This is a genomic window from Halanaerobium polyolivorans (assembly GCF_020711195.1).
GTDB classification, from domain to species: Bacteria; Bacillota; Halanaerobiia; order Halanaerobiales; family Halanaerobiaceae; genus Halanaerobium; species Halanaerobium polyolivorans.
The window spans coordinates 81,462-102,542 of sequence record NZ_JAJFAT010000008.1 but is presented as its reverse complement, the minus strand read 5'-3'; the positions used below and the strand labels follow the sequence as shown (position 1 = coordinate 102,542).

Genomic DNA, 21,081 nt, shown 5'->3' with positions numbered 1-21,081 from the left:
GTTATTAAAAACCGTTAATACCACAAAGGAGGAAGTATAATGGCAAAAAGCAGACGTTATCAAGAAACAGCAAAAAAAGTTGATAAAGAAAAACTCTATGCACCAGAAGCAGCATTTGAACTTGTAAAAGAACTGGCAACTGCTAATTTTGACGAAACAATCGAACTTTCAGCAAAACTAGGGGTTAATCCTAAACATGCTGATCAGAATATTAGAGGTACTGTAGTTTTACCAGAAGGTACTGGTCAGGAGATTACCTTAGTTGTTTTTGCAAAAGGTGAAAAAGCCAAAGAGGCTGAAGAAGCCGGAGCAGACTTTGTTGGCGGAGAAGAATTAGCCGAAAAAATTGAAGGTGGCTGGTTAGATTTTGATCTAGCTGTTGCTACACCTGATATGATGAGTGTTGTTGGTCGTTTAGGTAGAATTTTAGGACCAAAAGGTTTAATGCCTAATCCAAAAGCAGGAACAGTTACTTTTGAATTAGAAAAAGCTGTGGCAGAATTTAAAGCTGGTAAGATTGAATATAGGGTAGATAAAACCGGTATTGTTCATATTCCGCTTGGAAAAGCTTCTTTTAGTGAAGAACAATTACTGAATAACTATCACAAAATAATGGATACTCTGGCTAAAGAGCGTCCTGCAGCTGCAAAGGGAAAATTCTTTAGAACTCTAGCGGTTTCCCCAACAATGGGACCTGCGGTAAAAATTGATCCAGCTGCAACAATGACATTTATTGGCCGCTAAATAAACTTGACCTAAATTTATTTTTGTGTTATAGTTACTTAGAAATGAATATAGCTTATCCGAAGACAGCAGGGGCGTAATGCTTAAACTTCCTGCCGAGGTGAAGACTTCTGCAAATTATTTTTGCACTTATACCTCCTGCCTGTCGACAGGAGGTTTTTTTAATTACTTGGAAAATTATATCTAATGTTTTTATTTTGAGGGGGGTGAAAATGTGGCAAGACCAGAAAAAGAAGCCGTTGTTAACGAATTAACAGATAAATTTAGTAGTGCTAAATCTATAGTAATAACTGATTATCTTGGCTTAAATGTTGCTGAAATGACTGAATTAAGAAAGCAGTTAAGAGAAGCAGGAGTAGAGTTTAAAGTTGTAAAAAATACTCTGGCTACTATCGCTGCTAATGAAGTTGAAATGGAAGCTATGACAGAATTTTTCTCAGGCCCAACAGCAATTGCCTTTGGAGAAGATGATGCAGTGTCACCAGCTAAAATTTTAGTAGAATTTGCTAAAGACCATGATGTTATCGAGATAAAGGCTGGTCTTTTAAATGGAGAAATTATAAGTAAAGAAAAAGTACAGTCCCTGGCTGAAATACCTTCCAGAGAAGAATTACTTGCACAAGCTTTTGCAAATATGAAAGCACCCCTTACTGGATTGGTTAATGTATTACAGGGTAATATTCGCGGTTTAGTTCAGGTGTTAGGGCAAATTAAAGATCAAAAAGCTTAAAAAACATAAGGAGGATTTATTATAATGAATAAAGAAGAAATTATTAAAGCAATTGAAGAGATGAGTGTTTTAGAACTTTCAGAACTGGTAGAAGAATTAGAAGACAAATTTGGTGTTAGTGCTGCTGCTCCTGTTGCAGTTGCTGGTGGAGCTGCTGGTGGAGACGCTGCTGCAGAAGAACAAACAGAATTTGATGTTTTCTTAGCTGAAATTGGCAGCAAGAAAATTAAAGTAATCAAAGCTGTACGTGAATTAACAGGTCTTGGTCTTAAAGAAGCTAAAGGTGTTGTTGATGATGCACCAGGAAATATCAAAGAAGGACTAAGCAAAGAAGACGCTGAAGAAATGAAAGAAAAGCTTGAAGAAGCTGGTGCAACTGTAGAACTTAAATAAGAAATATATAAATAATAATTTTAAGATAGTCCTGCTGTTTAAATACAGTAGGGCTATTTTTCATCATATATATAATAAATATTCGCTTAAAAGTTCTTGACAAGTCATGACAGCTGTGCTATCATTATTAGATGTCTATAGGGTTAATGATTTGATTATACAATGGGATAGTTTCGGCTAATTAAAAGTATTTCCTGGGGGTGCAATGATGTCAACGGTAAGGGAAAGACGTAGTTTTAGCAAGATTGAAGACGCGATGGATTTGCCAGACCTGATTTATACACAGTTAAACTCTTACCAGTGGTTTCTGGAAGAAGGTTTAAAAGAAGTTTTTGCAGAAATTTCTCCGATAGAAGATTTTTCTGAGAATCTGGTATTAGAATTTGTTGATTATTATTTAGAAGATCCCGAGTACACGGTACAGGAATGTCGGGATAGAGATGATACTTACTCTGCTTCTTTGCAGGTTAAAGTTAGATTGATCAATAAAGAAACAGGGGAAGTAAAAGAACAAGAAGTTTTTATGGGAGATTTCCCATTAATGACTGACAAGGCAACATTTATCATAAATGGAGCTGAAAGAGTTGCAGTAAATCAGTTAGTTAGATCATCTGGTGTTTATTTTAGTGATGAAAGAACCAAAGATGGACGTCGTTTAATAACAGGTAGTATTATACCTAATCGAGGTGCCTGGATAGAGTTTGAATATGATAAAAAAAGGATCATCTCTGTACGGGTTGATAGAACAAGAAAACTTCCATCAACTGTATTACTAAGAGCACTTGGTTTTGGAACTGATTCTGAAATCATTGATGAATTTGGTGATTCTGAAGTAATTCATGATACTTTAGAAAGAGATAGTACAGAGTCGAAGGAAGAAGCATTGATAGAATTATATAAACGCCTTCGTCCGGGAGAACCACCAACAGTTGAAAGTGCAACTAATCTTTTGGATTCACTATTTTTTGATCACAAAAGATATGATATGGCCGCTGTAGGTCGTTATAAATTAAATAAAAAATTAGAGTTAGATGTTGATAAAGATAGAAAATATTTGCATATAGATGATATTGTAGAAACTGTTAGATATATGGTTAATTTAATTTATCATCAAAATGATGCTTATATAGATGATATTGATCATTTAGGTAATAGACGTTTAAAAACAGTAGGAGAATTACTGCAAAATCAGTTTAGAATTGGACTTTCCAGGATGGAAAGAGTAGTACGGGAGAGAATGACTATTCAGGATGTGGATGTTGTAACACCACAGGCCCTGATTAATACTCGTCCTGTAGTTGCTTCTATTCAGGAATTTTTTGGCAGCAGTCAGCTTTCACAATTTATGGATCAGACCAATCCGATGTCTGAGTTAACCCATAAAAGAAGGTTAAGTGCTTTAGGACCTGGTGGTTTAAGTAGAGAACGAGCTGGTTTTGATGTACGTGATGTTCACCATTCTCATTATGGAAGGATTTGTCCTATTGAAACACCAGAGGGGCCAAATATTGGCCTGATTGGTACTATGGGAACCTATGCTAAAACAAATGAGTTTGGATTTTTAATGACTCCTTATCGAAGAGTAGTAGATAATCAGGTTACAGAACAAATTGATTACTTAACAGCTGATGAAGAAGATAAATATATCATTGCTCAGGCAAACTCTGAACTTGATGAAGATAATAAATTTGTCAGTGAATTTGTTGTAGCTCGTAAAAGAGGAGACATTTTAGAAGTTCATCCTGATGATATTGATTATATGGATGTTTCAACCAAGCAGCTGGTAGGAGTTTCTGCTGCTATGATTCCATTTTTAGAAAATGATGATGCAAACAGAGCTCTTATGGGAGCTAATATGCAGCGTCAGGCAGTACCACTGATGATTACTGATGCTCCAATTGTTGCAACCGGTATGGAATATAAGGCAGCAAAGGATTCAGGAGCAGTAGTAATTGCTGAAAAAGGTGGAGAGGTTGTTAATGTAACCTCTAATAAAATAATGATTAAAAACGAAGAAGGTTTAATCGACAGTTATAAATTAATGAAATATAAGCGTTCCAATCAGGGTAGCTGTATGAATCAAAAACCTATAGTTGAAAAAGGCGATATTGTTGAAGCAAATGATATTATTGCTGATGGTCCTTCAACCGAAAAAGGTGAGATGGCATTGGGTAGAAATACTTTGATCGCTTTTATGCCCTGGGAAGGCTATAATTATGAGGATGCTATTTTAATAAGTGAAAACTTAGTTAAAGAGGATTCGTTTACTACTATCCATATAGAAGAACATGAAGCAGAAGCCAGAGATACAAAACTTGGGCCTGAAGAAATTACCCGTGATATTCCTAATGTCGGTGAAAGTGCTCTTAAAAATCTTGACGAAAGAGGAATAATTAGGGTTGGGGCTGAAGTTGAAGAAGGTGACATTTTAGTTGGTAAAGTAACTCCAAAAGGAGAAACCGAATTATCAGCTGAAGAAAGGCTTTTAAGAGCTATTTTTGGTGAAAAAGCTAGAGAGGTAAGAGACACATCTCTTAAAGTTCCCCATGGAGAAGAGGGTAAAGTTGTAGATGTAAAAGTCTTTTCTCGGGAGCAGGGAGATGATTTAAAACCTGGTGTTAATAGATTGGTAAGGGTTTATGTTGCCACCAAGCGTAAAATATCTGTTGGTGATAAACTTGCCGGACGCCATGGTAACAAGGGTGTTATTTCCAGAATACTACCTGAAGAAGATATGCCCTTCCTACCAAACGGTGAACCTGTAGAAATAGTCTTAAATCCATTAGGTGTACCTTCCAGGATGAATATTGGTCAGGTGCTTGAAACTCATCTTGGTATGGCAGCTAAAGAACTTGGGATTTATACTGAAACACCTGTCTTTAATGGTGCTACAGAGATTGAAGTGGAAGATGTTTTAGAAGAGGCCGGTTTAGCCAGAGATGGAAAAACAGTCCTTTATGATGGTAGGACCGGGGAAAGATTTGAAGGTAGAGTAACAGTAGGTCTGATGTATATACTTAAATTACATCACCTGGTAGATGATAAGCTTCATGCACGTTCTACAGGCCCTTATTCTCTTGTTACACAGCAGCCTTTAGGAGGTAAAGCTCAATTTGGTGGTCAGCGTTTTGGTGAGATGGAAGTTTGGGCACTTGAAGCATATGGTGCTGCTTACACCCTCCAGGAAATGTTGACTGTTAAATCTGATGATGTTGTGGGAAGGGTAAAAGCCTATGAAGCAATAGTCAAAGGAGAAAATGTACCTGAACCAGGTATCCCGGAATCATTTAAGGTTCTGATCAAAGAGATGCAGAGTTTAGGTTTAGATGCCAGGATATTTACTTCTGATGAAGAAGAACTACAGGTTGCAGAAAATGAAGACGAAATGATGGAAACCGCACAAAAACTTGGTCTTGATACTGATTTAAAACTTAGTCGTGATAATGATGATAATGACGAATAATTACACTATAGAAAGGGGAGAGACCCTTGTTAAATGTGAATAATTTCGATTCAATGAGGATCGGAGTTGCTTCTGCAGAACAGATACGTGACTGGTCCCGAGGCGAGGTCAAAAAACCTGAAACTATTAATTATAGAACATTAAAGCCGGAAAAAGATGGGCTTTTCTGTGAGAAAATTTTTGGTCCAACCAAAGACTACGAATGTCACTGTGGAAAATACAAGCGGGTTCGCTATAAAGGTGTGGTGTGTGACCGCTGTGGAGTAGAGGTAACTAGATCTAAAGTGAGAAGAGAAAGAATGGGGCATATTGAATTAGCTGCACCATGCACACACATTTGGTATTTCAAAGGCATCCCCAGTCGTCTGGGTTTAATTATGGATATGTCACCACGGGCTCTAGAAAAAGTAATCTATTTTGTTCATTATATAGTAACAGATCCCGGTGATACTCCATTAAGCGAAAAACAGCTGCTGCCTGAAAGTGAATATCGTGAAGCAAAAATGAAATACGGTAATAGTTTCAAAGCTGAAATGGGAGCTGAAGCTGTTAAAGAACTACTGGGTAGAATAGATGTAGACAAAGAGGTAAGAGAATTAAAAAAAGAAGTAAAAGAAGCAACCGGACAGCGCCGCAAAAGAGCTGTACGCAGGCTTGAAGTTATGGATGGGCTTTTAGAATCTAAACTTAATCCTGCTAACTTGGTTCTTGATGCGATTCCTGTAATTCCACCTGATTTAAGACCTATGGTTCAGCTTGATGGTGGTCGCTTTGCTACTTCTGACTTAAATGATTTATATAGAAGAGTAATAAATCGTAATAATAGATTGAAAAGACTGCTAGATCTTGGAGCTCCTGAGATTATCATCCGCAATGAAAAAAGGATGCTGCAGGAATCAGTAGATGCCTTAATCGATAATGGTAGAAGAGGAAGACCAGTCACTGGAGCTGGAAATAGACCCCTTAAATCTTTAAGTGATATGCTTAAAGGTAAACAGGGACGTTTCCGTCAGAATCTACTTGGTAAAAGGGTAGATTATTCAGGACGTTCTGTTATAGTTGTTGGTCCTGATCTGAAAATGCATCAGTGTGGTTTACCTAAAAAAATGGCTTTAGAATTATTTAAACCTTTTGTAATGAAAGGCTTAGTTGAAGAAGGTCATGCTCATAACATTAAAAATGCTAAAAGAATGGTTGAAGATGTAGATGAAGCAGTTTGGGGTATTTTAGAAGAATGTATCAAAGATCATCCTGTACTTTTAAACAGGGCACCAACACTGCATAGATTAGGTATTCAGTCTTTTGAGCCTGTTTTGGTTGAAGGAAAGGCTATTAAATTACATCCACTGGTTTGTCCAGCTTATAATGCTGACTTTGATGGTGACCAGATGGCTGTTCACCTTCCTTTATCAGCTGAGGCTCAAACAGAATCCAGACTTTTAATGTTATCAACCACTAATTTATTAAACCCTTCAGATGGGAGTCCAATTACCATTCCAACTCAGGATATGGTTTTAGGAATCTTTTACTTAACTACTCTTAAAGAAGGTCAAGCCGGTGAGGGTAAAATATTTGCAAATAGTGATGAAGCTGTCAGAGCACATCAAACTGACAAAGTTCATCTGCAGTCACCAGTTAAAGTTAGAATTAATGGAGAATTGATAGAAACAACAATTGGTAGAGTTATTTTTAATGAAGCACTACCAAATACAATGCCTTATCAAAATAAAAGAATTGCTAAAAGTGATCTTGGAGATTTAATTACCGATCTTTATGATGAGGTTGGTAATGATATAACTGCTGAAACACTGGATAAGATCAAAGAAATGGGTTATGATTATGCAACAAGATCTGGTATTTCCATTGCAGTTAGTGATGCAGAAATCCCACCTGCAAAAGAAGAAATTGTATCAAATGCAGAGGATAAAGTACATCAAATCGAAAATCATTACCGCAGAGGTGCAATTACAGAAAACGAACGTTATCAAAAGGTTGTTGATATCTGGAACAAAGCCAAAGATGATGTCACAGATGAACTGCTTGATAACTTAGATGAAAGCAATAACATTTTTATAATGGCAATTTCAGGTGCTCGTGGTAATACCTCTCAGATTTCTCAGTTGGCAGGTATGCGGGGTCTGATGGCTGATCCATCAGGAAGAATCATCGATGTTCCAATCCGTTCAAGTTTCCGTGAAGGTCTTGATGTTTTAGAATATTTCTTATCAACTCACGGGGCACGTAAAGGATTAGCAGATACAGCTTTAAGAACAGCTGACTCAGGTTATTTAACCAGAAGGTTGGTTGATGTATCTCAGGATGTTATCGTTAGAGAAGAAGATTGTGGAACAGAGCAGGGAATAACAGTTGAAGCAATTGGTGCTAAAGGTAAAACAGCTGTTGAGCCATTATCAGAAAGATGTGTGGGTCGTTTTGCTGCTGAAGATATTCACTCTCCTGAAAGTGGAGATATTATTATAGAAGCTAATACAATGATCGATAAGAAAACCATGAATAAAATAGAAGCAGCAGGTATAGAAGAAGTCAAAATAAGATCAGTTCTTACCTGTGAATCACAACACGGTGTCTGCCGTAAATGTTATGGTAAAAACCTTGCAACAGGTAAATTGGTAGATATCGGAGAATCAATTGGTATTGTTGCAGCCCAATCAATTGGTGAGCCTGGAACCCAGCTGACAATGCGTACCTTCCATACAGGTGGTGTTGCTGGAGATGATATTACTCAGGGTCTGCCTAGAGTAGAGGAGCTTTTTGAAGGTAGAACTCCAAAAGGTCAGGCTATAATGACCGAAAGAGAAGGTTATGTAACTGTAGTAGAAAAGAAAAATTCCAAAAGAGTTGTTGTCGAAAATGATGAAGGTAAAAAGAAAACCTATAAAATACCTTATGGTTCCAAGATGATTGTAAAAGACGGTGATCATGTAACCGAAGGAGATAAGTTGACTGAAGGACCATTAGATCCTAATGTTTTACTTAAAGTAAAAGGTGAAAAAGCAGTTCAAAATTATCTTCTAGAAGAGGTACAAAATGTTTATCGTTCCCAAGGGGTAGAAATTAATGATAAACATATCGAGGTTATTATCCGTCAGATGATGAAGAAACTAAAGATCATCAAACCTGGTGATACAGAATTACTGCCTGGTGGACTTGTAAACCGTTATGATTACCGTAAGGCAAATAAAGAAGCAGCTGCTAATAATAAAGAAACAGCTGTGGCAAAACCAGAACTACTTGGTATTACCAAAGCTTCACTTGCTACAGATTCATTCTTATCTGCAGCTTCATTCCAGGAAACAACCAGAGTACTTACCGAAGCTTCTTTAGAAGGTAAGGTTGATCCTCTGATGGGACTAAAAGAAAATGTAATTATTGGTCAGTTAATCCCAGCTGGTACCGGAATGAGCTATTACAGAGATATAGATGTAGTAAAAGAAGATGGCACACTTTTTGAAGATCTTAAAGAAACTTTAACAGATGTAGAATAGTAATTTAAGAGCAATTCTCCCATTATAATATTAAGATCATTTGGCTTATATTTTCTTATAATTTTGATGGGAGAATCTCTTTTGATTTTATTCTTGACAAGGCGCCCTAAAGCTGTTAAACTATTTAAGTGTGCTTAGGAAAGAAGGATTTTGGAGGTTAGTTAGATTGATAGAAGATAATAATGATATTAAAATGCTTGTTGGAAGCAAACAAACTTTAAAAGCTATTCAAAATGATGAAGTTAAAAAGATTTTTTTGGCCGAAGATATTGACCAGCCTCTTAAATTAAAAATTTTACAGGCTGTTAAAGATAATAATATTCCTATCGAAATATTTGCAAGTAAAAGTGAACTGGGCAGAGTATGTGGAATCGATGTTTCTGCAGCTACTGCAGCTTTATTGAAATAATTGGAAGGAGGTGGGATTGCATGCCGACAATTAGTCAGTTGATCCGTAAAGGTCGTGACCAGACTAAAAAGAAGACTTCCGCTCCTGCTTTGGAGGGTTCTCCACAGAAAAGGGGTGTCTGTACAAGAGTATATACCGCTACTCCTAAAAAGCCTAACTCTGCTTTAAGAAAAGTAGCTCGTGTACGTTTAACTAATGGAAAAGAGGTTACAGCCTATATTCCTGGTATTGGACATAATTTACAGGAACACTCTGTTGTTTTAGTTAGAGGTGGAAGAGTTAAAGACTTACCAGGTGTTAGATATCATATTGTTAGAGGAGCACTTGATACAGCTGGAGTTGAAGACAGGAAACAAGGACGCTCCAAGTATGGTGTTAAAAAACCGAAATAAAAAGGGGGGATTTTAGTGCGCAAAAATAGAGCTGAAAAAAGAGACGTTACGCCAGATCCGGTATATGATGATGTTATTGTAAGTAGAATTATTAATAAATTAATGTTAGATGGTAAAAAAGGGCTGGCCGAAAAAGCATTTTACAGTGCCCTTGATATAATTTCTGAACAAACTGGTGAAGATGCATTAACAGTAGTTAATGAAGCACTGGAAAATATAAAACCTGCACTTGAGGTTAAATCAAGACGTGTTGGTGGTTCAAATTATCAGGTACCTGTAGAAGTTGATGAAAATCGTAAAATTACTTTAAGTCTGCGCTGGTTAGTTACATCTGCCAGAGCACGCAACGAAAGAACCATGAGGGAAAGAATTGCTGGAGAATTAATGGATGCATATAATAATACAGGCGGCGCAGTTAGAAAGAAAGAAGAAGTCCATCGTATGGCTGAAGCAAACAGAGCTTTTGCTCATTATAGGTGGTAATTTAGTTGCGTGATGGATGTATAATATATATAAGGGGGGAGAATAGTGGCCCGACAATTTCCACTAGAAAAAACACGTAACATTGGAATAATGGCACATATTGATGCTGGAAAAACGACTACAACCGAAAGAATTCTTTATTATACAGGTCGAGTTCATAAAATGGGAGAAACACATGATGGTGCATCTGTAATGGATTGGATGGAACAGGAGCAGGAAAGAGGTATTACAATTACTTCTGCTGCAACTACCTGTCAATGGGATAACAATCGAATTAACATTATAGATACGCCCGGACACGTGGACTTCACTGTAGAGGTAGAGAGATCACTTAGAGTTCTGGATGGTGCAATTGCACTTTTCTGTTCTGTAGGTGGTGTAGAACCACAATCCGAAACTGTCTGGAGACAGGCTGATAAATATAAAGTTCCCAGAATAGCCTTTGTAAATAAAATGGATAGAATGGGAGCAGATTTTTTCAGAGCTGTTGAGATGATGAAAGATAGACTTGGTGCTAATGCAGTACCAATTCAACTTCCAATTGGAAGTGAGGATAGTTTTGATGGTGTTGTAGACTTAGTTGAGATGGATGCTATTGTTTATGAAGATGAACTTGGTGTTAATTTTGATAGAGTTGAAATACCTGAAGAGATGCAAGAAAAAGCTGAGGAGTACCGTGAAATATTAATGGAAGTCCTGGCTGAAGAAGATGACGAATTTATGATGAAATATTTAGAAGGTGAAGTTACTACTGATGAAATTAAAGAATTACTTCGTCAGGCAGTATTAAATGTAAATGTGGTTCCAGTTCTCTGTGGATCAGCATTTAAAAACAAAGGTGTACAGATGCTGCTGGATGCAGTTATCGATTATATGCCTTCACCTGTTGATGTACCTGCAATTGAAGGAATTAATCCTGAAACTGAAGAAACTGAAACAAGAGCAGCAGATGATGATGCTCCATTTTCTGCCCTGGCTTTTAAAATTATGGCAGATCCATATGTTGGTAAACTTGCTTTCTTTAGATCGTATTCTGGAACCTTAGAAGCAGGGTCATATATATATAATTCAACCACTGATAAAAGAGAAAGGGTTGGACGTATACTTCAGATGCATGCTAATCGCCGTGAAGAACGCGATGAAATATATGCAGGAGACCTTGGTGCTGCAGTTGGTCTAAAAAATACAAGTACAGGAGATACACTTTGTGATAAAGATCATCCGATTGTATTAGAATCAATGGAGTTTCCGGAACCTGTTATTGATGTTGCAATTGAGCCCAAAAGTAAAGCAGACCAGGATAAATTAGGAGAAGCTTTACAGAGGCTGGCAGAAGAAGACCCAACATTTAGGGTTCGCAGTGATGAAGAAACAGGTCAGACTATAATTCAGGGTATGGGTGAATTACATCTTGAAGTAATAGTAGATCGTCTTTTAAGAGAATTTAAAGTTGATGCAAATATTGGTAAGCCTAAGGTTGCTTATCGTGAAACTGTAACCAAAAAGGTTAGCGGTATTGAAGGTAAATTCATTCGTCAGTCCGGTGGACGTGGACAATATGGTCATGTTGTAATGGACATTGAGCCCCAAAAACAGGGTGAAGGATTTGAATTTGAAGACAACATTACCGGTGGAGCAATACCTAAAGAATATATTCCTTCTGTAGAAGATGGAATAAAAGAAGCTATGGAAAATGGAATCATGGCCGGATATCCGGTTGTTGATATCAAAGTTTCTTTAAATGATGGTAGTTACCATGAAGTTGACTCTTCTGAAATGGCTTTTAAAATTGCCGGTTCAATGGGCTTTAGACAGGGAGCTAAAAAAGCAAACCCAGCTATTTTAGAACCAGTAATGAGTGTTGAAGTTGTAGTACCAGAGGAATATATGGGTGATGTTATTGGTGATTTAAACGGACGTCGGGGAAGAGTAGAAGGAATGGATTCCAGAGCTAATGCTCAGGTTATAAATGCTTATGTACCTCTTTCTGAGATGTTTGGTTATGCAACCGATTTAAGATCAAAAACTCAAGGTAGAGCGACATATACTATGCAGTTCTCTCATTATGAGAAAGCACCTAAAAATATTGCAAAAGAAATTATTGGAGAATAACAAAAAGGAAAAGTTAAATTTTTAAGGGGGAAGAAAACCAATGGCAAAAGAGAAATTTGAAAGAACCAAACCACATGTTAACATAGGAACAATAGGCCATGTTGACCATGGGAAGACAACACTGACAGCGGCAATCACAACAGTGCTGGCAAACTACGGTGGAGCAGAAGTAAGGGCATTTGATACAATTGATAATGCACCAGAAGAAAAAGAAAGAGGAATCACAATAGCAACAGCTCACGTAGAGTATCAGACAGAAAACAGACACTATGCTCACGTAGATTGTCCAGGTCACGCAGATTATGTAAAGAACATGATCACAGGAGCAGCTCAGATGGATGGAGCGATCCTGGTAGTAAGTGCAGCCGATGGACCTATGCCTCAGACAAGAGAGCATATCCTGCTGGCAAGACAGGTAGGGGTACCAAGTATTGTAGTATTCCTAAACAAAGCAGATATGGTAGATGATGAGGAATTAATAGAGTTAGTAGAGATGGAAGTAAGAGAATTATTAGACGAATATGACTTCCCAGGAGACGATATTCCAGTGATAGTAGGTTCAGCTTTAAAAGCACTGGAAAATGGAGATCCACAAGGAGAATGGGGAAGCAAGATTATAGAATTAATGGAAGCAGTAGACAGCTACATTCCAGAACCACAAAGAGAAACAGACAAGCCATTTTTGATGCCTGTAGAAGATGTATTTTCAATTACAGGACGTGGAACAGTGGCGACAGGTCGTGTGGAAAGAGGAACCTTACATCCACAGGATGAGGTAGAAATAGTAGGAATCAAAGAAACAGAAACTACAGTAGTAACAGGAGTAGAGATGTTCCGTAAGTTACTGGATGAAGCGGTAGCAGGAGATAATATTGGAGCATTATTAAGAGGAGTAAAGAGAGAAGATATAGAAAGAGGACAGGTATTAGCAGAGCCTGGAAGTATAACACCTCATACAAAGTTTCATGCAGAGGTATATGTACTAAGTAAAGATGAGGGTGGAAGACACACACCATTTTTTGATGGATATAGACCTCAGTTTTACTTTAGAACAACAGATGTAACAGGAGATATTCATTTACCAGAAGGAGTAGACATGGTAATGCCGGGAGATAATATTGAGATGACAGGAGAGCTAATTACTCCAATAGCTATGGAAGAAGGACTACGTTTTGCAATTCGTGAAGGTGGTCATACAGTTGGAGCTGGAGTTGTGACCGAAATTATTGAGTAGGCATTAAAAAAAGCAGAGGAGAAAGTCTCCTCGCTTTTTCTATGCCTCCAACTGAGCTTAAATCGTAAAGATTAAGGAGGTAAGCAAATGGCAAAACATGAAAAAATAAGGATTCGCCTTAAAGCTTATGAACATGAGCTCCTCGATCAGTCAGCAGAAAAAATTGTTGAAACTGCTGAAAGAACAGGTGCAGATGTATCTGGTCCGGTACCTCTTCCAACTGAGAAAGAGGTATTTACAGTACTTCGCTCACCTCATGTTCATAAAGATGCAAGAGAACAATTTGAAATGAGAACACACAAACGTTTGATCGATATACTCGATCCTACATCTAAAACTGTAGACTCTCTGATGAGGCTTGATTTGCCCGCAGGAGTAAATATAGAAATTAAACTTTAATGTCAGGAGGTGTATTAGGCCATGGCGAAAGCTATTTTAGGAAAAAAACTGGGGATGACTCAGTATTTTAAAGATAATGGAGATGTTGTACCGGTAACTGTAGTTGAGGCCGGCCCCTGTGTTGTTACACAGATTAAAACTACAGAAAAAGATGGTTATGATGCCGTACAATTAGGTTTTGGTGAAGTTAAAAAGCACAGATTAAACAAACCAGAACTTGGCCAATTTGAAAGCCGTAACCTTGAACCTAAAAAATACTTAAGAGAATTTAAAGGTATAGACCTTGAATTAAGTGAAGGTAGTGAGGTTAATGCAGATATATTTGAAGCAGGAGATATCGTAAATGTAAGCGGTGTTTCTAAAGGTAAAGGATTCCAGGGTAATATTAAAAGATGGAATCATCATACTGGGCCGATGACTCACGGATCACACTTTCACCGTGCACCAGGTTCGATTGGATCTGTTGATGCAAGAAGAGTATTTAAAGGTAAAAAGATGCCCGGTAGAATGGGACACACTAGAGTTACAGAAGAAAACTTAGAAATAGTAAAAGTTGATTTAGAGCGTAATGTTTTATTAATTTCTGGTTCAGTACCGGGAAGCAAAAAAACAATACTTGAAATTAAATCAGCTAAAAATTAAATAAGTTAAAGAAAGGAGGATTTTAGATGCCGCAGGTTGCAAAATTTGATCAGAGTGGAAATGAGTTAGATATGGTTGAATTAAATGACTCTGTTTTTAATAATAAAATTAATGAACATGTTGTACACCAGGTAGTAAATGCTCAGCTAGCTGCTCGTAGAAATGGAACTGCTTCTACTAAAAACAGATCTGCTGTTCGTGGTGGTGGGAGAAAACCCTGGCGCCAAAAAGGGACCGGTCGTGCCCGTCATGGTAGTATCCGTTCTCCACTATGGGTTGGAGGAGGAGTAACATTTGGTCCATCTCCCCGTAGTTATGACAAAAAACTGACTAAAAAAATGAAAAGGTTAGCTTTAAAATCTGTTTTAACTGATAAAGTAAACAGAGATGAGGTAGTTCTGCTAGATAAAATAGCACTGGACAAACCTAAAACTAAAGCAGTAGTACAGATACTGGCTGATTTAAAACTGGAAGATAAAAAGGTATTAATTGTAATGCCAGAAAAAGATGATAATCTTTATTTATCAGCTAGAAATATTCCTAATGTAAAAACACTGCTGGCCGGTTCTATTAATGCATATGATCTTTTAGATAATGAAATGATTATTTTTATAGAAGAAGCGGTCAAGATGATTGAGGAGGTGCTGGGAGAATGAAAGATGCAAGAGATATTATCATAGCACCTATAATTTCAGAAAATAGTATGGAACAGATGGAAGAAGCAAATACCTATACTTTTAAAGTAGCAAAAAATTCTAATAAAGTTGAAATTAGAAATGCAGTTGAAGAGATATTCAAAGTAAAAGTTATAAATGTTAATACAATGAATGTTAGAGGTAAAAAAAGAAGACTCGGCTTCCATGAAGGGAAAAAGCCTGACTGGAAAAAAGCTTTAGTAACATTAGCTGAGGACGATGAAATAGAAATATATGAAGGCCTCTAAAAATTAATTAATAAAGGAGGGAATTAAGATGGCGATTAAAAGTTTCAAACCAACCACACCTTCTCGGCGCTATATGACAGTTGCATCTTTTGATGAAATTACAACTGATGAGCCGGAAAAGAGCCTATTGGCTCCTATTAAAAGACAGGGTGGACGTAATGTAAATGGTAGAATTACCAGCCGTCATCAAGGTGGTGGCCACAAACGCCGCTATCGTATTATAGATTTTAAGCGGGATAAAGACGGAATTCCTGCAAAAGTAAAAACTATAGAATATGATCCAAATCGTTCTGCAAGAATTGCTTTACTGCAGTATGTAGATGGAGAAAAAAGATATATACTTGCCCCAAATAAAGTTGAGGTAGGAGATACCTTAGAAACTGGAGCTGAGGCAGATATTACTCCTGGTAATGCTCTGCAGCTAAAAGATATTCCAGTTGGTACAATAGTTCATAATGTAGAACTTCAAGCCAAAAAAGGTGGGCAAATTGCTCGTTCTGCTGGAACTATGGCTCAAATTCTTGCTAAAGAAGGCAAATTTATTCACTTAAAAATGCCTTCTGGTGAAGTTAGATTAATTCATCAAGAATGTAAGGCAACAATTGGGCAGGTTGGAAATATCGATCATGAAAATATAACAGTTGGTAAAGCCGGACGCAGCCGCTGGAAAGGTAAAAGACCTCACGTGCGCGGTGTAGTAATGAATCCTCATGACCACCCACACGGTGGTGGAGAAGGTAAGTCACCTGCTGGTAGACATCCTGTGACACCTTGGGGTAAACCTACTATGGGTAAAAAGACACGGAAACCAAAACGTTCAGATAAGTATATTATCCGTTCCCGTCATGCTAAGAAACGTAAATAGTAGAAAGGAGGATTTTAGATGGCTAGATCTGTTAAAAAGGGACCTTTTGTCTCAGATAAATTAATCGCTGAAATCAGAGAAATGAATGAGAGTGGAAAAAAACAGGTTATTAAAACCTGGTCTAGAAGCTCAACCATTTTCCCTGAAATGGTTGGACATACAATTGCTGTCCACGATGGCCGCAAACATGTACCTGTATATATAACTGAAGAAATGGTAGGGCATAAGTTGGGAGAATTTGCTCCAACAAGACTCTTCAGAGGTCACGGCCGCCATACAGAACGCTCAACAGCACTTAAATAAAGAATGAATTATGTATTAAGGGGGTTTTAAAATGGAAGCTAAAGCAGTTGCAAAACATCTGCGTATTACATCACGTAAAGCAAGATTGGTTACGGATTTAATTAAAGGTAAAGATGTAAATACAGCAGTTGCTATATTGAAGAATACACCGAAAAAAGCTGCTAAAATGGTAGAAAAAGTATTAAATTCAGCTGTTGCAAATGCTGAAAATAATCATGATATGTTCATAGATGACCTGATTGTAAAAGAAGCTTTTGTTAATGAAGGTCCTACTATGAAAAGATGGAAACCACGTGCACAGGGTCAGGCTAGCCCTATTAAGAAAAGAACTAGTCATATCACAGTCGTTTTAAGCGATCAAAAGGAGGGATAGAACTTGGGTCAAAAAGTAAATCCACATGGTCTCCGAGTCGGAGTAATTAAAGATTGGGATGCAAAATGGTATGCAGACAAGCAAGATTATTCCAAACTTTTAAAAGAAGATCAGGAGATCCGCAATCATGTTAAGGAGAAGATGTATGAAGCCGGAATTTCTAAAATTGTTATAGAAAGAGCTGCTAACAGACTTAAGCTTGATGTCCATACTGCTAGACCTGGTATGGTTATCGGTCGCGGCGGTTCTGAAGTAGAAGCTTTAAGAAATGAAGTAGAAGCTTTAACAGGTAGAACTGTTCAGATAAATGTTGTAGAAGTAGAAGATCCAGAAATGAATGCTCAATTAGTCGCTGAAAATATTGCTGCCCAGCTTGTAAGAAGGATTTCCTTCCGTAGAGCTATGAAACAGGCATTAAACCGTGCAATGCGCATGGGTGCTGAAGGTTTTAAGGTGCAGAGCAGTGGCCGTTTAGGTGGAGCTGAAATGGCTAGACGTGAAGGTTATAGCCAGGGTAGTGTTCCCCTACACACTTTAAGAGCAGATATAGATTATGGTTTTGCTGAAGCTGATACAACATATGGTACAATCGGAGTTAAAGTATGGATTAATAAGGGAGAAATACTTCCAGAGATAGATGAATAGATAGATTATGTAGGAAAGGAGGCTCTTAGATGTTAGTACCAAAAAGAGTTAAACATCGTAAGCAAATGAGAGGAAGAATGAAAGGTAAAGCTGTACGGGGTAATAAAATCACCTTTGGTGAATATGGCCTACAGGCTTTAGAACCCGTATGGATAACCAATAGACAGATAGAAGCTGCTCGTGTTGCCCTTACTAGAAGCATTAAGCGTGGAGGTAAGGTATGGATTAAGATTTTTCCAGATAAGCCGGTAACAGCTAAACCAGCCGAAACTAGAATGGGTAGTGGTAAAGGTGCACCAGAAAAATGGGTAGCAGTAGTTAAGCCTGGTAGAATTATGTTCGAACTGGCTGGTGTTCCAGAAGAGGTTGCCAGAGAAGCAATGCGGCTTGCATCTCACAAACTGCCAATTAAAACTAAATTTGTAGCAAGAGAGGGAATGGATGGTGAGGCCGATGAGAGCTGATGAATTAAGAAATTTAACTGAAGCAGAGTTAGAACAAAAAGCCCGCGAATTTAAAGAAGAATTATTTAACCTTCGTTTTCAGCATGCAACAGCACAGCTGGATAATCCTATGCGGATCAAAGAGGTTAAGAGGATTATTGCCCGGATTAAAACAATTTTGCGGGAAAGAGAACTTAACCTAGAAAGGGCATAATTCTTTTTTGAAAGGAGGTTTCTCATGGAAAGAAATAATCGTAAAGAAAGAGTAGGGATTGTTGTCAGTGACAAGAGAGATAAAACAATAACTGTTGCTGTTGAAAGAAGAACTCAGCATCCTGAATATAAAAGAGTAATTAAGAAAACAAAAAAATATACAGCACATGATGAAGAAAATGCATGTAATGAAGGTGACAAAGTTAAGATCATGGAAACACGCCCCTTAAGTAAAACAAAAAGATGGCGTTTAATTGAAATACTTGAAAAAGCAAAATAAGTCTTGTTAGGAGAAAGGAGGGCCTGAAAATGATTCAATCTGAAAGCCGTTTGAAAGTCGCGGATAATTCAGGTGCCCGTGAACTATTATGTGTTAAGGTACTTGGCGGCTCCAAAAAGAAATATGCTAAAATTGGAGATGAAATTATTGTCAGTGTCAAAGAGGCTATTCCAGATGGAATGGTAAAAAAAGGTGAGTTAGCAAGAGCAGTTATTGTAAGAACCAAAAAACCTTTAAAACGCAGAGACGGCACCTATATCAAATTTGATGAAAATGCAGCAGTTATTATAGATGATAATAATAATCCTAAGGGTACACGTATTTTTGGTCCTGTGACCCGTGAATTGAGGGAAAAGAATTTTATGAAGATTATCTCCCTTGCACCGGAGGTATTATAAAGGAGGGGATTAGATTGAGAATAAAAAAAGGTGATACTGTGGAAGTTATCACAGGTAAGGATAAAGGAAAACGCGGTGAAGTATTAAGTGTAATACCAAAAAAAGACCGTGTAATTGTTGAGGGTGTTAATATTGTTCACCGTCACATGAGTCCTACCCAGGATATGCCACAGGGTGGAATTATTGAAAATGAAGCACCAATACATGCTTCAAATGTTCAACTCGTCTGCCCCCGTTGTGACGAAAGAAGCAGGGTTGGCGCAGAATATTTAGATGATGGAACAAAGGTTAGAAAATGCAAAAAATGTGATGAAATAGTTGATAAATAATAATTGGAAGGAGGTCCAGAAATGTCAGTATTAGCTAAAGAATATAGAGAAGAAATTCTACCCCAATTAGTTGAAAAGTTTTCATATGATAATGTTATGGAAGCTCCAAGATTAGAAAAAATTGTTGTTAATGTTGGGTTAGGAGATGCTAAAGAAGATACTAAACTTCTGGATACTGTTGTTGATGAAGTTGCCAGAATAACCGGTCAAAATCCTACTGTTACAAGGGCAAAAAAGTCCATTGCTAATTTTAAAATTAGAGAGGGAATGCCTGTAGGAGTTAAGGTTACTCTGCGTGGTGAGTATATGTATGAGTTTTTATATAAACTTATAAATATCACTATGCCTCGTATTCGTGACTTTAGAGGAGTATCTCCAAAATCATTTGATGGAAGAGGTAATTACAGCCTCGGAATAAGTGAACACACTGTTTTTCCAGAAATTAATATTGATGATGTAGATAATGTCCATGGAATGGAAATTACTATAGTTACTTCTGCTGAAACAGATGAAGAAGCATTCGAATTATTATCAATAATGGGAATGCCTTTTAAGAAGTAAAGACCTATAAACTGAAGGAGGTTTTAGTTTTGGCACGTAAAGCTTTAATTGAAAAGGCCAACAAAGAGCCTAAATATGAAACACGTAAAGTGAATCGCTGTAATAGATGTGGTCGTTCACGTGGATATATGAGAAAGTTTGATCTTTGTAGAATTTGTTTCCGCGAATTAGCCCATAAAGGCGAAATTCCTGGAGTTAAAAAAGCAAGCTGGTAAAACTGGAAGGAGGTTTGTAAATGAATATAACAGATCCAATAGCAGACATGCTGACCCGGATACGCAATGCAAATAGTGTGGGTAAAAGCAGAGTAGATATACCTGCTTCAAATATTAAAAACAATATCGGTGAACTGCTTAAAAAAGAAGGTTTTATTTCTGATGTAAAATTAGTAGAAAGAAAACCACAAAATATGATTCGTGTATATTTAAAATATGGAGAAAATGACGAAAAAGTAATTACTGGATTAAAAAGAATTTCAAAACCAGGTTTAAGAGTATATGTAGCTAAAGATGAAGTTCCTAGAGTACTCGGTGGTCTTGGTATAGCCGTAATTTCTACTTCTCAAGGTGTTATGAGTGATAAAGAAGCCAGAGAAAAAGGAATCGGTGGAGAAGTTCTCTGTTACGTATGGTAAGAGAGCAGCTTTAAGATAAAATCTACGGAGGTGAAATTTATGTCACGTATTGGTATACTGCCTATAGAAATACCAGAAAAAGTTGAGGTTAGTGTTGATGGCCAAAAGGTAAAAGTTAAAGGACCTAAAGGTGAATTAGAAAGAGAATTCAAGCCTGGTATTGATATTAAAGTTGAAGCTAATGAAATCATAGTTGAACGTAATGGTGAGGATATCGAATCCCGCTCAATGCACGGACTTGTTAGAAGTCTGATTGAAAGTATGGTTAATGGTGTAACAAAAGGTTTTGAGAAAAAGCTTGAGATGGTAGGTGTAGGATACAGTGCTCAGGTTCAGGGTAATAAATTGAAACTTGAGGTTGGTTACTCCCATCCGGTAATTATTGAAGCTGAAGGTGAAATAGAGTTTGAAGTTGAGAAAAACACTAATATTACCGTAAAAGGTATTGATAAACAGCTTGTTGGAGATACAGCAGCTAAAATTCGTGAAGTAAGAAAACCAGAACCTTACAAAGGTAAAGGAATCAAATATGTTGGAGAACATATTAGACGTAAGGTAGGTAAAACTGGTTAATAGAAAGGAGTGAG

27 protein-coding genes and 1 other annotated feature are annotated in these 21,081 nt (G+C 37.3%); all 27 genes read left to right on the top strand.

Going from position 1 to position 21,081, the window contains the following annotated elements:
* Positions 1-39 precede the first annotated feature (39 nt).
* Positions 40-744, top strand: a complete 705-nt coding sequence (rplA, locus tag LJ207_RS07120; protein ID WP_229345576.1) for a 50S ribosomal protein L1 — start codon at positions 40-42, stop codon at positions 742-744.
* A 41-nt stretch (positions 745-785) separates the two neighbouring features.
* Positions 786-916, top strand: a sequence feature (ribosomal protein L10 leader region).
* 42 nt (positions 917-958) lie between these two features.
* Positions 959-1,474, top strand: coding sequence for a 50S ribosomal protein L10 (gene rplJ, locus LJ207_RS07115; RefSeq protein WP_229345574.1), 516 nt, complete (start codon positions 959-961; stop codon positions 1,472-1,474).
* Positions 1,475-1,498: 24 nt separating this feature from the next.
* Positions 1,499-1,867, top strand: a complete 369-nt coding sequence (rplL, locus tag LJ207_RS07110; protein ID WP_229345573.1) for a 50S ribosomal protein L7/L12 — start codon at positions 1,499-1,501, stop codon at positions 1,865-1,867.
* 208 nt (positions 1,868-2,075) lie between these two features.
* Positions 2,076-5,330 carry a DNA-directed RNA polymerase subunit beta gene (gene rpoB, locus LJ207_RS07105; protein WP_229345571.1) on the top strand — a complete coding sequence of 1,085 codons (3,255 nt, stop codon included), beginning with the start codon at positions 2,076-2,078 and terminating at the stop codon, positions 5,328-5,330.
* A 53-nt stretch (positions 5,331-5,383) separates the two neighbouring features.
* On the top strand, positions 5,384-8,836 hold the full coding sequence (rpoC, locus tag LJ207_RS07100; protein ID WP_439649681.1) for a DNA-directed RNA polymerase subunit beta': 3,453 nt from the start codon (positions 5,384-5,386) through the stop codon (positions 8,834-8,836).
* 166 nt (positions 8,837-9,002) lie between these two features.
* Positions 9,003-9,245, top strand: a complete 243-nt coding sequence (locus LJ207_RS07095) for a ribosomal L7Ae/L30e/S12e/Gadd45 family protein (protein ID WP_229345568.1) — start codon at positions 9,003-9,005, stop codon at positions 9,243-9,245.
* A 20-nt stretch (positions 9,246-9,265) separates the two neighbouring features.
* The gene (gene rpsL / locus LJ207_RS07090; RefSeq protein WP_229345566.1) at positions 9,266-9,637 is read left to right on the top strand and encodes a 30S ribosomal protein S12; all 372 of its coding nucleotides are present in this window, start codon (positions 9,266-9,268) and stop codon (positions 9,635-9,637) included.
* A 15-nt stretch (positions 9,638-9,652) separates the two neighbouring features.
* Entirely contained in the window at positions 9,653-10,120 is a 468-nt protein-coding gene (gene rpsG, locus LJ207_RS07085) for a 30S ribosomal protein S7 (RefSeq protein ID WP_229345564.1), read from the top strand.
* Positions 10,121-10,165: 45 nt separating this feature from the next.
* The gene (fusA, locus tag LJ207_RS07080; RefSeq protein WP_229345562.1) at positions 10,166-12,232 is read left to right on the top strand and encodes an elongation factor G; all 2,067 of its coding nucleotides are present in this window, start codon (positions 10,166-10,168) and stop codon (positions 12,230-12,232) included.
* A 40-nt stretch (positions 12,233-12,272) separates the two neighbouring features.
* Complete coding sequence (gene tuf / locus LJ207_RS07075; RefSeq protein WP_229345560.1) at positions 12,273-13,466, top strand: elongation factor Tu; 1,194 nt, start codon at positions 12,273-12,275, stop codon at positions 13,464-13,466.
* 87 nt (positions 13,467-13,553) lie between these two features.
* Positions 13,554-13,865 carry a 30S ribosomal protein S10 gene (gene rpsJ, locus LJ207_RS07070; RefSeq protein WP_013406411.1) on the top strand — a complete coding sequence of 104 codons (312 nt, stop codon included), beginning with the start codon at positions 13,554-13,556 and terminating at the stop codon, positions 13,863-13,865.
* 21 nt (positions 13,866-13,886) lie between these two features.
* Positions 13,887-14,507: a 50S ribosomal protein L3 gene (gene rplC / locus LJ207_RS07065; protein ID WP_229345558.1), complete on the top strand. Its 621-nt coding sequence runs from the start codon at positions 13,887-13,889 to the stop codon at positions 14,505-14,507.
* Between the two features lie 26 nt (positions 14,508-14,533).
* Positions 14,534-15,163 carry a 50S ribosomal protein L4 gene (gene rplD / locus LJ207_RS07060; protein WP_229345557.1) on the top strand — a complete coding sequence of 210 codons (630 nt, stop codon included), beginning with the start codon at positions 14,534-14,536 and terminating at the stop codon, positions 15,161-15,163.
* Positions 15,160-15,450 (top strand): 50S ribosomal protein L23, encoded by a 291-nt coding sequence (rplW, locus tag LJ207_RS07055; protein WP_229345555.1) that lies wholly within the window; start codon positions 15,160-15,162, stop codon positions 15,448-15,450. The genes rplD and rplW overlap by 4 nt, the downstream gene beginning before the upstream one ends.
* 28 nt (positions 15,451-15,478) lie before the next feature.
* Positions 15,479-16,315: a 50S ribosomal protein L2 gene (rplB, locus tag LJ207_RS07050; protein WP_229345553.1), complete on the top strand. Its 837-nt coding sequence runs from the start codon at positions 15,479-15,481 to the stop codon at positions 16,313-16,315.
* 18 nt (positions 16,316-16,333) lie between these two features.
* Positions 16,334-16,618, top strand: coding sequence for a 30S ribosomal protein S19 (gene rpsS / locus LJ207_RS07045; RefSeq protein ID WP_229345551.1), 285 nt, complete (start codon positions 16,334-16,336; stop codon positions 16,616-16,618).
* A 31-nt stretch (positions 16,619-16,649) separates the two neighbouring features.
* Positions 16,650-16,991, top strand: a complete 342-nt coding sequence (gene rplV / locus LJ207_RS07040; RefSeq protein WP_229345550.1) for a 50S ribosomal protein L22 — start codon at positions 16,650-16,652, stop codon at positions 16,989-16,991.
* 3 nt (positions 16,992-16,994) lie between these two features.
* Positions 16,995-17,636 (top strand): 30S ribosomal protein S3, encoded by a 642-nt coding sequence (gene rpsC, locus LJ207_RS07035; protein WP_229345548.1) that lies wholly within the window; start codon positions 16,995-16,997, stop codon positions 17,634-17,636.
* A 29-nt stretch (positions 17,637-17,665) separates the two neighbouring features.
* A complete protein-coding gene (gene rplP / locus LJ207_RS07030) occupies positions 17,666-18,100 on the top strand; it encodes a 50S ribosomal protein L16 (protein WP_229345546.1) in 435 nt (144 codons plus the stop codon).
* Positions 18,090-18,293 carry a 50S ribosomal protein L29 gene (gene rpmC, locus LJ207_RS07025; RefSeq protein WP_041595821.1) on the top strand — a complete coding sequence of 68 codons (204 nt, stop codon included), beginning with the start codon at positions 18,090-18,092 and terminating at the stop codon, positions 18,291-18,293. The genes rplP and rpmC overlap by 11 nt, the downstream gene beginning before the upstream one ends.
* A gap of 24 nt (positions 18,294-18,317) precedes the next feature.
* On the top strand, positions 18,318-18,572 hold the full coding sequence (gene rpsQ, locus LJ207_RS07020) for a 30S ribosomal protein S17 (protein WP_229345544.1): 255 nt from the start codon (positions 18,318-18,320) through the stop codon (positions 18,570-18,572).
* 29 nt (positions 18,573-18,601) lie between these two features.
* Entirely contained in the window at positions 18,602-18,970 is a 369-nt protein-coding gene (gene rplN, locus LJ207_RS07015; protein ID WP_229345542.1) for a 50S ribosomal protein L14, read from the top strand.
* Positions 18,971-18,984: 14 nt separating this feature from the next.
* A complete protein-coding gene (gene rplX, locus LJ207_RS07010) occupies positions 18,985-19,299 on the top strand; it encodes a 50S ribosomal protein L24 (RefSeq protein ID WP_229345541.1) in 315 nt (104 codons plus the stop codon).
* A gap of 21 nt (positions 19,300-19,320) precedes the next feature.
* Positions 19,321-19,860: a 50S ribosomal protein L5 gene (gene rplE, locus LJ207_RS07005; RefSeq protein ID WP_229345539.1), complete on the top strand. Its 540-nt coding sequence runs from the start codon at positions 19,321-19,323 to the stop codon at positions 19,858-19,860.
* A 29-nt stretch (positions 19,861-19,889) separates the two neighbouring features.
* The gene (locus tag LJ207_RS07000) at positions 19,890-20,075 is read left to right on the top strand and encodes a type Z 30S ribosomal protein S14 (RefSeq protein WP_229345537.1); all 186 of its coding nucleotides are present in this window, start codon (positions 19,890-19,892) and stop codon (positions 20,073-20,075) included.
* A 20-nt stretch (positions 20,076-20,095) separates the two neighbouring features.
* The gene (gene rpsH / locus LJ207_RS06995) at positions 20,096-20,494 is read left to right on the top strand and encodes a 30S ribosomal protein S8 (protein ID WP_229345535.1); all 399 of its coding nucleotides are present in this window, start codon (positions 20,096-20,098) and stop codon (positions 20,492-20,494) included.
* Between the two features lie 39 nt (positions 20,495-20,533).
* Positions 20,534-21,067 carry a 50S ribosomal protein L6 gene (rplF, locus tag LJ207_RS06990; protein WP_229345533.1) on the top strand — a complete coding sequence of 178 codons (534 nt, stop codon included), beginning with the start codon at positions 20,534-20,536 and terminating at the stop codon, positions 21,065-21,067.
* Positions 21,068-21,081 lie beyond the last annotated feature (14 nt).

What these genes read in the sequence shown, in the direction of transcription:
- rplL (WP_229345573.1), top strand. Translation starts at nt 1,499, where the DNA reads ATGAATAAAGAAGAAATTATTAAAGCAATTGAAGAGATGAGTGTTTTA.
- rplE (WP_229345539.1), top strand. Translation starts at nt 19,321, where the DNA reads ATGTCAGTATTAGCTAAAGAATATAGAGAAGAAATTCTACCCCAATTA.
- rpsL (WP_229345566.1), top strand. Translation starts at nt 9,266, where the DNA reads ATGCCGACAATTAGTCAGTTGATCCGTAAAGGTCGTGACCAGACTAAA.
- rplW (WP_229345555.1), top strand. Translation starts at nt 15,160, where the DNA reads ATGAAAGATGCAAGAGATATTATCATAGCACCTATAATTTCAGAAAAT.
- rplF (WP_229345533.1), top strand. Translation starts at nt 20,534, where the DNA reads ATGTCACGTATTGGTATACTGCCTATAGAAATACCAGAAAAAGTTGAG.
- rpoB (WP_229345571.1), top strand. Translation starts at nt 2,076, where the DNA reads ATGTCAACGGTAAGGGAAAGACGTAGTTTTAGCAAGATTGAAGACGCG.
- rpoC (WP_439649681.1), top strand. Translation starts at nt 5,384, where the DNA reads ATGAGGATCGGAGTTGCTTCTGCAGAACAGATACGTGACTGGTCCCGA.
- rpsS (WP_229345551.1), top strand. Translation starts at nt 16,334, where the DNA reads ATGGCTAGATCTGTTAAAAAGGGACCTTTTGTCTCAGATAAATTAATC.
- rplA (WP_229345576.1), top strand. Translation starts at nt 40, where the DNA reads ATGGCAAAAAGCAGACGTTATCAAGAAACAGCAAAAAAAGTTGATAAA.
- rpsJ (WP_013406411.1), top strand. Translation starts at nt 13,554, where the DNA reads ATGGCAAAACATGAAAAAATAAGGATTCGCCTTAAAGCTTATGAACAT.
- rplN (WP_229345542.1), top strand. Translation starts at nt 18,602, where the DNA reads ATGATTCAATCTGAAAGCCGTTTGAAAGTCGCGGATAATTCAGGTGCC.
- rpsH (WP_229345535.1), top strand. Translation starts at nt 20,096, where the DNA reads ATGAATATAACAGATCCAATAGCAGACATGCTGACCCGGATACGCAAT.
- rpsQ (WP_229345544.1), top strand. Translation starts at nt 18,318, where the DNA reads ATGGAAAGAAATAATCGTAAAGAAAGAGTAGGGATTGTTGTCAGTGAC.
- rpmC (WP_041595821.1), top strand. Translation starts at nt 18,090, where the DNA reads ATGAGAGCTGATGAATTAAGAAATTTAACTGAAGCAGAGTTAGAACAA.
- rplP (WP_229345546.1), top strand. Translation starts at nt 17,666, where the DNA reads ATGTTAGTACCAAAAAGAGTTAAACATCGTAAGCAAATGAGAGGAAGA.
- rplC (WP_229345558.1), top strand. Translation starts at nt 13,887, where the DNA reads ATGGCGAAAGCTATTTTAGGAAAAAAACTGGGGATGACTCAGTATTTT.
- rplD (WP_229345557.1), top strand. Translation starts at nt 14,534, where the DNA reads ATGCCGCAGGTTGCAAAATTTGATCAGAGTGGAAATGAGTTAGATATG.
- tuf (WP_229345560.1), top strand. Translation starts at nt 12,273, where the DNA reads ATGGCAAAAGAGAAATTTGAAAGAACCAAACCACATGTTAACATAGGA.
- rplV (WP_229345550.1), top strand. Translation starts at nt 16,650, where the DNA reads ATGGAAGCTAAAGCAGTTGCAAAACATCTGCGTATTACATCACGTAAA.
- rplB (WP_229345553.1), top strand. Translation starts at nt 15,479, where the DNA reads ATGGCGATTAAAAGTTTCAAACCAACCACACCTTCTCGGCGCTATATG.